Genomic DNA, 12,790 nt, shown 5'->3' on the forward strand with positions numbered 1-12,790 from the left:
TGCAACCGCTTACCGCAGACCGGTTCGCCACGGCACCTGCCCGGCGGGCGAGCCATCGAAAACGGCCTGCGCGTCGCGCTGGCCGAGTGCGATCGATGCGTCGATGAACTCCCGATCGAAATACAGGTAGCTGAACAAGTCGCCGCGGCGCGGGCCGTCACCGCCCAGCGCGCGTCCCAGCAGCCGTAACTCCGCCTCGCGCAGCACCCCCGACCCGCCTCCCCACTGGTGGCGCTTCTGCTGGAACACCTCGTCAGCCAGCTGGGCCAGGGTCGCGCGCGCCGCCGGGGCGATCGCCAGGAAAGGAATGACCTTTCGCGGTCGGTCCGTTGCTTGTGCCGGCTCCGTCGAGTCGACCAGTGTGTTGACTTTGGCGAGTGTGCGCAGGTCCTCGACCATCCGGTCGATCAGTGTCGCATCCATCAGCCGTACCACCACGTCGTACACGTCGGGCGGCGCGCCTTCGGCGGGTGCCGGTTTGCTGTCGTCGATTTCGGGATGGGTTGCCACGACGGCGATCGCGTCGGCGCCCAGCGCGAGCGCGGGTTTCAGTGGCGCGTTGAGCCGGATTCCCCCATCCATGTACCAGCCGTCCCAGCTTTGCTTGTCGCCGACGTGAACGGGCGGAAACGCGATCGGAATGGCCGACGACGCGAGCACATGCTCGGGCGTGATCTGAGTGGGGACGTAATCGATCGGCCGTTCGTCGTCGGACGGCGGCACCGTCGCGTCGGCGTTGTCCACGAACACCACGGTGCGGTTATCCGCCCCCGAGGTCGCAACCACCGCCAGACTGGTGCGTCCCTCGCTGATGTTGCGGCGCAACTGCTTCCAGTCGACGGCGGCCTCGGCTGTTCGGCGTAGCGGATGGGTGTCGAGCAGATTGGTGAGCCGGATTCCCGGCACGCCCAACAGCTCCCCGGTGAAGGAGGCCGCCATCCGGGGAAAACCGATGACCGGCGAGCGGAACACGTTGGAAACCGTGATGCCACGCCAGATCTGCAACGCACCTGCCGCCTGCTCGGCCGGTGGCAGGTGCGACAGGGCGGCAAAGATGGCCGCGTTGATGGCGCCAGCGCTGGTGCCCACGAATGTCAGGGGTGCCGCGCCAGCCTCGTATAGGCGCGGCACTAGCACCGAGAGCACGCCGGCCTCATAGCCGCCGCGGGCCCCCGCGCCGGCCACCACGATTGCCACCCGTCCCGGAGGCGCTGACCCCGTGCCCATCAGCGGGTGCCGTGCCAGGCCGCGTCGTGGCTGCGGTGGGCGTCGGTCAGTCCGTCGCCGAAAAACCGTTCGTAGTAGGCGTTCTCAACGTGGTGCACTTGCAGCCAGATGCCGGGGACGTGGATCGCTTCCACGTGTGCCGGAAAACGCCCGTGAGTGTCGTATATGTAGTTGCAGATGTCTCGCGCGCACGCGATCACGTCCTGGGCGTAGGCGCTGGCTTCGGCGAGATACCGCTCGCCGAACTCGCCCTTGTAGATCCGGGCGAACAGTGCGTGATCGGAGTAGATGCCGTCGGGACCGAACTTGTCGGCAATGACGGCGTCGACCGCCTCCGACATGGTCGGGTAATTGGGCGGACAGCTGGCCTTGATGAGGTGTTCGCCCAGGCGGCGTAGCCCCACCGGGTTGGCGCGCAGGTTCGCATAGCGGGGCAGCGGAACCTGCCACCGCACAATGTCTGCCGGTTTCCAGCGTGGGATGTCCCAGTCGAAGCCCAGCATGCTGCCATAGCGATCGGTGAACTTCGGATCGCCCAGCAGCACGGGCGGCGCGAGCGACGCGTGGATCCATGCGCCGAGGCCCATCGCGTCGGCGGTGAGCATGAGATTCTGCACGAGCAGGTCGGCCTCAATTTGGGTGCGCATAGCCCAGAGCGTTCCCAGCGGAAGTTTGATGTCCTTGTTGAGAAAGCCCTGCTTGACCCACTTTTTGACTCCGGCCATTCGGTAGAAGTTGCGGTCGTCGACAAGCGTCGGACGCGCACCCTCCGGTTGGGTCAGCAGGTACATCATTCCGTTGATGTACTGACGAGACAGGTCGACAACGGGGAAAAGGACCGTGGTGCCGGGTAGGTTCGACAGGAACCGATTCGAGTCCAGATAGGCCGGGAAGTCCCGGTCCCCGCCTGGAACATCGATCCGATGGTCGAGGAGTTTCACCTTCGCCGTGCGAGCCCGAGCCACCAACAGATCCGGATCGAGCACGGACTGCCCGTCATCGACCGGCGGCAGCTTGCGCAGATAGTACGTTCCGGTGTCGTTGATGAGAAAGAAGTGGGTGCCCTGCGCGTTGTCGGGGCTACCGGCCGATCTGCCCGCCATGTTCAGGTTCGGCTTGGCCATGATTGGCTTGTGATCGCGTGGATCGCTGAACGGGCGGTCGGGCATCGACAGGCCGGTGCATCCGGTGATCGCGATCAGGAGCGCCTCTTCCAGCTCGGTCAGTGGCGAGCGCGGCAGCGACGAGGTGTAGCTCATCGATCCGGCCTCAACCGAGCTGCCCCTACTGACGCGGTGGGTGCGCCGACGCATGATTGCGGTCAGCAGCGGGCGCTGCGCCAAAGACTGCAGTCCTGACCCCTCTTCGGTGGCCGCTGGGGTGCTCATCGCTTCGGCTCCTTCGCCGCCACGGTGCGCCACGGGGCGAAAGCGCTTTGACCACGAGGTAGCAGCGCCGCGAGGTCTGGGCAGTGCCGCAGGATCACGGTGCTCATGTCGTTCTGCCGCACCCAGTCCATTCCGAGCGGGGAGTAAATCTCTGGCCGGAAGTCCACCGTGAGGAATCGGTCGCTTTGGATGCGTCGCGACGCCATGAGAATGAAGATCCGAAACGCGGTGTCGGAAAAGCCGAATCCTTCGGGGGGTGCCTCGGCGTACAGCCCGATCATGGTGTCGACTTCATCGATGCTGCGGTATACCTCGCGCAGCCGCCGCACCGCCTCCGGATCTTCGCTGAGCTGTTCCCAATGACGCAGCCGCGGCTTGTGCAGACCGGTGCGGAAATCGTTGTAGCGCGGCACCCCGCGGCGGCGGGTCCGCACCAGGTCGACCACCGACAGGTCGATGCGTTCACCATCGCGCACAAAACTCCGCAACGCCTGGGGATAGTTGTTCAGTGTGATCGCGCCCGGATGCGCGATGCCGAACGAGTACAGGGTGCTGGCGAGCCCGAGCGAACGCAGTTCTTTGTCGGCCTGGGCCCCGGTGATCTCGCCGAATTCGCGGGTCTGCACGATGTCGCCGCTCTGGTGGTCGGCAAACCGGTAGTCGTCCGGGATCAGCGGATGCATCCGGTACACGGTGACGAAATCCTCGGTGAGCGAGTACGGCGTGCCGTGGTGATCCGGTGTGGTGGACGGAATGCCCACGCTGGAATGAACATCCATCAGCCAGATCCCGAGTTTGGTGATCCAGTCGCTGGGTGGGCCGTTCCAGTTAGTGTGCAGGCCAACGTCGATCGGCTCCGTCGCCAGGATGGCGGGCGTCCATTCCACGGTATGGATCTTGGCGATCAGGGCCGAGACAACCAGCCGTGCCGTGTTGAAGACGCGATCGTCGCTCCAGGTGGGGTAGTGAGTTCGCAGCTCATCGCACACGACGTTGTGCTCACGGGCGAACATCGTGTGCAGTGCGCCCAGGCCCAGCCACCAGCTTTCGTTGAAGCCGGTGAGTTCCATCCCGCTGAGATCGGTGGGCAGGTATCCGTCATCGGTGAGGCGGATCTTCGGCCCTTCACGGAGCGCCGCCATCTTTTCCGGGTCGGACCCATACACCTCGGAACCATCCCACCAGTGCGACGTCGCATCGGCGAACAGCCGCTCGGTGCCGTCCGAAGCGACGCTGAGCGCCTTGTTGCCGGCGATCCGCATCTTGGACTCGGGCTCCCCGCCGGGGGTGTTTGCCCACGTCATGCCGGACGGCAGTGGCACCTCTACGTCACGTTCGCCGAGGCGGTAGCGCGCGTGACTGACCCAATCGTGAACCTGGAACTGGATCCATGCCGCCGCGATAACGTTCAAAAACCCCGCGGGCAAGAACCGTTCACGCGTCAGCAACTTCTCGCTCACCACAACAGGATTGGGCTCGTTGAAAAGATCCGGGCGGTAATCGGCGTTGAGGTTGCGACCGAACGTGGCACCGACCGCTCCCATCCGGGGCACGGACATATCGTTGTAACGGCCGTCGGCCGTGCGCGCCGTGCGCACGTCCTCGGGGATAGGCGGGGGCACCGAACGGGGTTGCGGTGGCGCCTCGTGTGGCTCGGTATCGATGAGGTTGTGGGCGCGCAGTACGCCACGAAATGCATCGAGGTTGAGCACCGCCAGCCGTACCGGCAGCCGGTACCACGGGATGGTGGGGTTGATCATCTGGAACGCGGCCCGGGCCAACGCACCGAGTACGACGTTGCGTTCAGGCGGTTCGGTGAGCCAACGCGTTTGGGCTCGGTGGGCGGCGCTCGCATCGTAGGCCGTCTTGCGGGCGCGGTTGAGGTTGCCGAGCGGACGGAAGTCGTCGGTGGTGTTCCATGGATTGAACGCGAGCTGTTCGACCGCTTCCGCGCGGGCCTGTGCGTCGGTGGAGCGGACGTCGGCCCGTTTGATGGTCAGCGTCGCGACCGGCTCTGCAGGAGAATGCTTTTCGCTCCACTCGACGGCCGTGTCTTCGATCGGCGTCAGCTGGTCGTTAACGTAGCGCTGGATACACAACTCAAAGCTGATATCCCCCTCGGCCAGGCGACGGGCCGCCTCGGTGGACAGGTAATTGGGGTCCGTTTTGGACGGTTCCGGACCCTGCGGCGTGCCACCGGCCGGGCGCAGTAGATAGCGCACGGCAAGCTCCTGGCCCCACGTCAGCGCCCCGCGACTCCAATAGGTTTGCGTCGCAACACTTTTTACTCGTTGCTTTCGCGCGGTTTCGACGTTGCGCACCATGCGGACGGTTTCGAACATTCCGAACATGCCCGCCAGCCGGGCCAGCCCGACGATTCGTGAGCCGCCGGCGGTGGCCTTCGCGAACTCGACGAACTGGCGCGCGTTGCGGGCGTGCGAAACGGGAAAGTTGGTGGCGAGCAGGTCGATGGAAGTGTCGTCGTCAATGGCAACCCGTAACGCGATCCCACGCAGGTCCGGCGCGAAATCGGCTGCGGCGCTGCCGGATGCGTTGGACAATCGCACTGTCGCGCGATACCGCGCGCCGGGCTGCGCGCATCCCACCTGCAGGTCGGCTGGCAAGTCGTCGTGGAACCGCAGCTCGGCGTCGTCAACCGCCAGGGTGGCCTTGGCGTGGAAGGCGCGTTGGATTGGATGCGGTACGCCATGGCTGCTCACGCGCTTGCGCACGGTGGCCTGAACCTGCATGATGCCGTGCGCGAGTTGCTGGAATTCCTCGTATTCGGCCTCCGCGCTGCCGCCGCTGTAGCGCTCCTGCCACGCGGCGGGTTGGCTGTGCTTGCGAATGGTGTCCTCGCTCATCGGTTTCGCAGCCTCTCTTCGATCGTCTCGGCAATGCCGTGAATGACACCCTTGGGTGAGGAGCTGTAATGCGGCACGGCCCAGCGGGTGATGTGGGCGTCGATCACGGTGGGCCGCCCGGACGACAATGCCTTGCGGAAGGCGTCTTCGAACTCGTCGAGACTGTCGACGGTGTACCCCTCAGCGCCGCACGCGCGGGCGTGCGCGGCGAAGTCGGGATTCTGGAACTCGACCAGGCCGCTCTCGAAATAGGTGGTCAGCTGATAGATCTTGATCAGCTTGAACTCGCTGTCGTTGAAGATCACCCAGATGACCGGAATGTCGTGCTCGACGGCGGTCATGAGGTCAAAGCCGGCCAGCTGGTAGCAACCGTCGCCGCAGCCCACCACCACCGTCCTGTCGGGATGGGCGAGCTTGAGCCCGATCGCCCCGTTGACATGCCCGGCCATCGGCCCGAATTCGCCGGCCTTGCGGAAGTTCTGGCCTTCCTCCAACTCCACGTAGTAGCCCAGCCAGGCCAGGTGGGCGCCGGCATCGGCGAGCAGGATCGCCCGTGGCGGCAGGTGCCGACCGATAGATTGCGCGAGCTGTCCGGGATGGATCTGGCCGGTCAGGTGCGTGATGCGCCGCGCCTCCCAGTCGCGTCCGAGCGCCTCATGGCGGGCCACCTCGCCGACTTTGGCGTCCAGCGCCGCATGGATCGCGGCGATCGCCGGGCGGGCATCGGAGACGAGTGCGTAATCGGCCTTGTATGCCTTGTCGATTTCCGTCTCGGAGATGTTGATGTGGATCAAGGTTTTGCCGTCGAACAAGCCCTCGTAGTAGTTGAACGTCGCGTGCTGGTTGAACGCATTGCCCACGGCCAGCACCACGTCGGCATCTAGGAACGACTTCCAGGCGCTGCTGTGCCCGCTGTCGCAGAACAGCCCAACCGACAGCGGGTGCGTCTCGGAAACGATGCCCTTGCCGTCCAACGTGGTGAGCAGCGGAATCTGGAAGCGCTCGATGAACTGTTTGACTTCGGCGTAGGCGCCGCTGCGGATGGCCCCGAAACCGGCGAGGACGGCAACCTTGCGGTGGCCGTTGAGTGCGTCTGCCAGCGCCGAGGCGATCTGCTCAACTCTCGCGGCGTCGGGCTGAGGCGGCCGGTACTTGAGATTGATGTCGTGGTACTTCTCGTCGGGCAGCTCTTCGTGGGTCAGGTCTTCCGGCACGTGGATGTGAACCGGCCCCGGCCGTCCACTGAACGCCTCATTGACGGCCTCTTCGAGAACATCGCACGTGTCGTTGATGTTGGTCAGCAGCCACGACTTCTTCGTGGTGGCGGCAAACATCGCGCGTGAATCGGGCGTGTTATTCAGTCCCGAGGTTTCGTTGAGCGACCCGCGTCCTGCCCACTGCATGGCCGCGTAGCCAGAGACCGCCAGGACCGGATAGGAATCCGACATCGCCACGGCCAGGCCAGAAAACAGGTTGAACGCGCCCGGGCCAGCGGTCGCGAAGCACACGCCCAGTTTGTTGGTGTACATCGCATAGCCGCACGCCATGAACGAGGCGGCCTGCTCGTGGCGGGCGACTATTCCCCGGATTTTGCGCGAATGTTTTAACGCCAACAGTAATTGTGCGGCGTTCTCGCCCGCACCGCCGAAGGCCGCCTCCACGTCGATGCTTTCGAGCCCCTTGACGATTGCCTCATAGACCCTCACAACATCAACCTTTCGACGTCAAATTCGGGATTAGGAAGGACCCTATGGTCGGTGACCGCCGCACACATGAGTAGTCGACTACTCGTTTTTTGGACCTGACGATCCCTAACGGCGTCCAGCGTTCGGTTGCCGTCGGTTGTTCTGCCGCCAAAAAGCGGCTCCTGTCCCGGCCCGATCGTTTGCCGCGACACAGTCGTCAGCAGCCGCTGTGTGAGCCGCCGGAGCGCGGCGCAGTGCTGGCCATGCGGCCCGGATATCCCGCTAATACCTTGCGCAGGTGGGCGATTGGACGAAAGAGCCGTTGCGGGCACATTGACCCGTGGCCGTCGTAGTCCGGCGTTGAGATAGCCAGAAATAGCATGGTCATGACCCAGCCTGAGGCGTGCTGCTACACCTATAAGCTGTCCGGCAACATACTCTGGTTCGCCGCTCCCAGGCCCGGCCTCACGAAGAATTCTCAGGCACGCAATGCGATGTTCTCACATGGAATGACGCGCGCTACGAATAGACATAGTTAATATAGGTAATTGCTACGATCTTGATGTCCGGGATCGATAGGTGTGACCGCGGCTCAAACGAGCAGCGCCCTACGCATCTGCGGCCGAATTTGCCGGCATATCGTCGAACTGAAAGTCAGCAATATCCGCAAATCGCGTGTCGCACGGATGTTATTTCGCATGCTCCCTGACACACTCGCGACCGCAGCCCCGGTCGTGCAGATCCATCGCCGCCTAAGCCAGCACCTCGGGGACCGCCACCAGATCCGACATCGATATTCACCCATCCGGAATCAACAGATCGCCGGAAAGCGTACTGCGCGAGCAGATGGGTGTGCGGCAGTCACTGGGGCAAGCTGATCAGGTGCGTCATGGTGGCGATTTCTCGTTGCTGGGCGTCGACGATCAGGGTGGCTGTGTGGATGGCGTCGACACTTTGACCGTGGGCGATCTCGGCCTGCGCCATCGTCACTGCGCCCTGATGGTGGCTGATCATCGACTTCGCCCACAGGGTGTCGAAGGCGGCGCCATCGAGGGACTGGAGCCGGTCGATGGTGTCTTGGTCGACCATGCCCGCCATTCGCATCGCGTCGTGGCCGGCTGCAAACCCATGATCAGCATCGGGATGCTCGTGCCATTGCGCGAGCAGCAGGTTGAGCGTCTGAATCTCTGCCTGCTGGTCGGCTGCGATGTGGGCGGCGATCACCCGCAAGTCGGGGTTGAGGGTATGGGCGGGCACCATCGCAGCCAGGAGCACGCCCTGCTGATGATGGGGCAGCATGTTTGCCGCGAAAGCAACGTCGGCGCCATTGTGCGCGCCCGTCCGCCCATCGTGGTCGGTGCGTGATTCGGACTGACCGCCGTGCGGACCCACCGCGGCGTGCCCGCACGAGGTCAAAGGTATGACCACGGTCAACAAGACCGCTGCGAGGACGCATACCGACTTGGACGGCACATAACCCATTGTGCCGTTCAGCTATCGAGCTGTTCGGACCGCTGTCGACATCCTTGCGATTGGGCGTGATGCCCAAGCCGTTCGCGGCGGGTTCGCCATCCGCGATTGTGAGACCTCACGGCTGACTGCTTCATGGTTTGGTCACGACGTGCCGGGTGCGGTCGTCGCGGACCGGCACACCGTTGCGGCCGCCGAGATCCTGCGCATACAGGGCGACCGTGTACGCTGCGCCGCCGCCGTTAATGTCCAGCGCCGAGCGGTTGATGTGGTCGATGGTGTCGGTTTTCTGGTGATAGTTCGGGTCATACGGCTGATTGGCTGTTCCGCCCCACAACCTGGCTTGCTCAGCCGTCATCTCGCTTTCGGCGCCGGAGAAGATGCCCCCCGATGGGATGCCCGCGCGAGTGAATCCGTCGTGGTCTGAGCGCCCCTCCAAGGAAACGTCCTGGGCGGTTTTGCCGGCGCTCTTCAGGTAGGCGACGAGCGTGCGCTCGATACCGGCCGAGCCCTCGGGCACCCGTGGCGGGGCCTGCTGCGGGTCGCGGGGCGCGGATTGATCACCGTCGTAGGTGAAGTAGGCGGGATTCGGCGAGGCCAGCATGTCGAAGTTGAGGTAGAGCGCAATGTCCTTGAGCGCATCGACATCGAGTGACTGCAAATAGTTCGCGGAGCCCACCAGGCCGATTTCTTCGGCACCCCAGAATGCGAACCTAACGCCGTTGTGCACGGGCGGCGAACCGCCCATCTGTAGCGCGGTCTCGAGTACCGCTGCGACACCGGAACCGTTGTCGTCGATCCCTGGCCCGGCGGGCACGCTGTCCAAGTGGGCGCCCACCATCACCACATCCTGGGCGGAGCCGGTCTTGGTCTGTGCGAGCACGTTTCGACTCTTTTCGACGCGCACGCCGGCATTCAGCGTGATCGTGGTGGTGCCTGGATGGCTGCGCAGTCGGGCCCCGTCAGTCTTGCTGACGCTGACTACCGGGATGGTGACGTGGGTTTGTTCGCCCAGTGTGGCACCCGACTGGTCGCCGTCGACGTTGTCGGCGACGATAAGTGCCACCGCACCACGCGCGGCAGCGGCGAGCTGCTTATCGGCGAACGGGCACTTGCCGCGGTCGACCAGCACCACCGCGCCGGCGACAGTCAGGCCGTCGTAGTCGGCCGCGGTGCAGCCGGGGCTATCGTCGACTCGGGCCGGAACCAGTGGGCCAGTCACACCCGGCGGCCGGGTCCCGACCGTGTATTCCAGTGGTTTCGCTTCTACCCTCGTCCCGCCCACCGTGAGCTCGGGTGGATCGGCGAACGGCAACCGCAGCTCGAATTCGGGAATTCGAACGTCAAAACCTTTGGAGCGCAAAGCATCGGCAACGTAGTCCACGCTGGCGTCGTATCCGGGTGTCCCCACCGCTCGATTACCGCCATTGGCGTCGGCGATCTGTTGGAGCTTGGTCAGGTGGGACATCATCGCGTCGGCGGTCACCCGATGGCGGATCGTCGCCGCGAAGGCGGCGGGAGCCTCCGTGGGGCTCGCGGCGGTGTGCGCGGCGTCGCCCGCTCCACCGCACCCGCACAGCGCGGCCACGCTCACCGCGACCGCCGCCAGTGCCGACAGTCGCCGGGATCTCATCACCACCAGCTTGACGTTAGCGCCATCACGGAAACAAAGATCGCCGCGCAGGGAATGGGCCTGTCCGCACCGCCAGCGTCTGGCCGCTGCCGTCTGCGGCGATGTGTCGGATCAGGATTTCAAGGGCCGAATAGAACCGAACGCCGTCTCGACATAGACGGGTTTCGAGAGTCCAAAAGTCGCATTCCTTGGAATCAGGCATTGCCTGCGCGGTCTGCCGGGTCAAGGCGCGACATCCCCTTTTCCGGGCTAGCATCCCTGTATGAGAAGGGCTTTCGTCGTCACGTTCGCGGTCGGGTTGATCATCGCGCTGTTCGGTCTGATCTGGGCGCTCCAGGGATTCGGAGTGCTTGGTGGCAGCCCGATGAGCAACACTACGACCTGGTCCATCATCGGTCCGATCACGGTGCTGATCGGCATCGCGGTTGCGGTATTCAGTTGGCGGAAACTCTCTTCCAAATAGCACTGAAATAGTGCTTCATGTCTCCGCCACGGTGAAGTCCACCGTGTGCCACCCGGTGGCGCCGTCTGGGACGGTACTGGCCTGATCTGAAGTTTGGACGGCTCCGGTGTTGTCGGTGGCGCGCACGGTGATGGTGTGTTTCCCAGGGCTTTTCGCCTGCCAGGGGAAGCGCCACAATCGCCACGTGTCGTTGGAATAGCCCGCGCCCTGTTGCGCGGGCTGCCATCCGCCGTCGTCGATGCGGACCTCCACGGCCCGCACGCCACGATTCTGTGCCCACGCGACGCCGCCAAACACCACGGGCCCCATCGGCACCTTCTGACCACCTTTCGGCACGTCGATCCGCGACTCGGTCTTGATGGGTGCACGCGGTGCCCAGCCCTGCCGCGTCCAGTACGCCTCTGCTCTGTCGAAGCGGGTCAGCTCCAGCTCGACGACCCACTTGGTGGCCGACACGTACCCGTAGAGCCCCGGTACCACCAGCCGCGCCGGGTAGCCATGCTCGATCGGTAGCGGCTGACCGTTGAGGCCGACCGCCAGGAGCGCGGCGCGGCCATCGGTAAGCGCCTCTAGTGGCGTGCCGGCGGTGAACCCATCGATCGACGTCGAGAGCACCATGTCGGCGTCCGCGTGCACACCGGCTGCCGCCAGCAGATCAGCGACTCGGTAGCCTGTCCAGATGCCCGTCGAAATGAGGTTGCCTCCAACGGGATTCGACACGCAGGTCAGCGTCGTCACCGTTTCGACGACGTCGAAGTGGGCGAGGTCGTCGAAGTCGTACGTGGCTTCGTGGTCCACCATGCCGTGGACGCGCAGGCGCCAGTCGGCGTGGCTGAGTTGGGGAACAATGAGTGCGGTGTCCACCCGGTAAAAATCGGCGCTGGACGTGACAAAGCTCGGAAGCGCAACCCCTTTCGGTTGCACATCAGCAGGTATTGGTGGCGCCGATGTGCGCGGCCGGGCAAGTGCGAAGCTGTTGCGGTCAGCGGACACCGAATGCACCAACCGCGTGATGACCGCACCCGCGACGCCACTCACTACTCCGAATCCGATCAATCCGAACACGACCAACCTGCGCCTGCCGGCATCCGGGTCGCCGTGGACGGCTCTGTCTTCTGAGTCTCCCAGGTCGGCCCAGAACCGGCGGGTGAGCAAGCGCAGGGCCGCCACGCCGCAGGCGGCGCCCGCGACGGTGGGGATCGTGTCGAGTGCCGTCGCACCCGGCCGCGACAGCACTGCGATGCATCCCAGAACGCCCGCCGCGGCGATCGCGGCGCTGCCGAGCGGGCGGCGCTGCGTCTCGAGGGTCCCGGCGATCGCAGCGATCGTAGCGATCACCACGAGCACGACGACGGCCACGAACAGTTTGTCCAGAGAGCCCAGGGTCTGAATCGCCCACTCTTTGATGGGCCCCGGTGTCAGGTCGACGACCGCCGAGCCGATCGCGGTACGCGCATCGGCCCGCGCACCGAACGGGATGCCCACCAGCTGGGCCACCCCGAGCGAGACGCACGCGGCGGCGACCCCGGCGATCATCCGCTCATTGGAAGGGACGAAAGCCATCGGAGCTACTGTACTCGCGTTTCCCTCAACGACTGCAAACGCCTTGCCGCGCAGGCGAACCGGTGGCGCTGGCATGCTGCCATCGGCCCGCGGCACGGTCCTGCGGTTCTCGCCTGCTGCTGAACTGGCAACTAAGCCGGCCGACGGCGCCCCCTCGTCGGCGATGCCGTGACGGCGATGGTCGGGGAGGCATGCCCATCTTGTCTCGAAACAACAGACGACTTACGAGAGTCTCGAAAGTTCGTATCAAGACCAACAACACTAAAGAGCGCATTCCAGCTTCGACAGGTTATCGGCAACGTCACCGCACCCTTGGTGACGACCAGCGCGCCGCGAGAAACCGAATGCTGTACCCCGTTATTGGTCGCAACGTGCACGTGCGGCGATTGCGCTGCCAAAGGCCCAGTCAAGCGAAGAGGCGGGCGATCTCGATGTAGGCCGGAATCGAGACTGTGAGGCTATAGGAAACGACAAACCCAGCGACTCCGGCCAAAGGC

Annotated in this window: 8 protein-coding genes; 1 reads left to right on the forward strand and 7 read right to left on the reverse strand. The window is 64.6% G+C overall.

Annotated features, from left to right (window positions below; all coding sequences use genetic code 11):
* Positions 1-9: 9 nt before the first annotated feature.
* The 6 genes from A5764_RS01445 to A5764_RS01470 all read right to left on the reverse strand — a co-directional run bounded on the left by A5764_RS01445 (position 10) and on the right by A5764_RS01470 (position 10,267).
* Positions 10-1,227, reverse strand: a complete 1,218-nt coding sequence (locus A5764_RS01445) for a patatin-like phospholipase family protein (RefSeq protein WP_082951394.1) — start codon at positions 1,225-1,227, stop codon at positions 10-12.
* Positions 1,227-2,615: a hypothetical protein gene (locus A5764_RS01450; RefSeq protein WP_156664443.1), complete on the reverse strand. Its 1,389-nt coding sequence runs from the start codon at positions 2,613-2,615 to the stop codon at positions 1,227-1,229. The genes A5764_RS01445 and A5764_RS01450 overlap by 1 nt, the downstream gene beginning before the upstream one ends.
* Positions 2,612-5,479: a peroxidase family protein gene (locus A5764_RS01455; RefSeq protein ID WP_067107376.1), complete on the reverse strand. Its 2,868-nt coding sequence runs from the start codon at positions 5,477-5,479 to the stop codon at positions 2,612-2,614. The genes A5764_RS01450 and A5764_RS01455 overlap by 4 nt, the downstream gene beginning before the upstream one ends.
* Positions 5,476-7,185, reverse strand: a complete 1,710-nt coding sequence (locus tag A5764_RS01460) for a thiamine pyrophosphate-binding protein (protein ID WP_067107383.1) — start codon at positions 7,183-7,185, stop codon at positions 5,476-5,478. The genes A5764_RS01455 and A5764_RS01460 overlap by 4 nt, the downstream gene beginning before the upstream one ends.
* A gap of 840 nt (positions 7,186-8,025) precedes the next feature.
* A complete protein-coding gene (locus tag A5764_RS01465) occupies positions 8,026-8,637 on the reverse strand; it encodes a DUF305 domain-containing protein (protein WP_067107618.1) in 612 nt (203 codons plus the stop codon).
* 130 nt (positions 8,638-8,767) lie between these two features.
* Positions 8,768-10,267, reverse strand: a complete 1,500-nt coding sequence (locus A5764_RS01470) for a M28 family metallopeptidase (protein ID WP_067107386.1) — start codon at positions 10,265-10,267, stop codon at positions 8,768-8,770.
* Between the two features lie 262 nt (positions 10,268-10,529).
* Between A5764_RS01470 and A5764_RS01475 the strand changes: the two genes are divergently transcribed.
* Positions 10,530-10,730 carry a hypothetical protein gene (locus tag A5764_RS01475; protein ID WP_067107389.1) on the forward strand — a complete coding sequence of 67 codons (201 nt, stop codon included), beginning with the start codon at positions 10,530-10,532 and terminating at the stop codon, positions 10,728-10,730.
* A 15-nt stretch (positions 10,731-10,745) separates the two neighbouring features.
* On the opposite strand, the gene A5764_RS01480 is transcribed toward A5764_RS01475, so the two are convergent.
* A complete protein-coding gene (locus tag A5764_RS01480; protein WP_067107392.1) occupies positions 10,746-12,293 on the reverse strand; it encodes a molybdopterin-dependent oxidoreductase in 1,548 nt (515 codons plus the stop codon).
* Between the last annotated feature and the right edge of the window lie 497 nt (positions 12,294-12,790).

Origin of the sequence: Mycobacterium sp. 852002-51057_SCH5723018 (assembly GCF_001667035.1) — a bacterium.
Classification (GTDB): domain Bacteria; phylum Actinomycetota; class Actinomycetes; order Mycobacteriales; family Mycobacteriaceae; genus Mycobacterium.

Bases quoted from the DNA above. Each gene is read 5' to 3' on its own strand.
- A5764_RS01445 (WP_082951394.1), bottom strand. From the start codon at position 1,227: ATGGGCACGGGGTCAGCGCCTCCGGGACGGGTGGCAATCGTGGTGGCC.
- A5764_RS01450 (WP_156664443.1), bottom strand. From the start codon at position 2,615: ATGAGCACCCCAGCGGCCACCGAAGAGGGGTCAGGACTGCAGTCTTTG.
- A5764_RS01455 (WP_067107376.1), bottom strand. From the start codon at position 5,479: ATGAGCGAGGACACCATTCGCAAGCACAGCCAACCCGCCGCGTGGCAG.
- A5764_RS01470 (WP_067107386.1), bottom strand. From the start codon at position 10,267: ATGAGATCCCGGCGACTGTCGGCACTGGCGGCGGTCGCGGTGAGCGTG.
- A5764_RS01475 (WP_067107389.1), top strand. From the start codon at position 10,530: ATGAGAAGGGCTTTCGTCGTCACGTTCGCGGTCGGGTTGATCATCGCG.
- A5764_RS01480 (WP_067107392.1), bottom strand. From the start codon at position 12,293: ATGGCTTTCGTCCCTTCCAATGAGCGGATGATCGCCGGGGTCGCCGCC.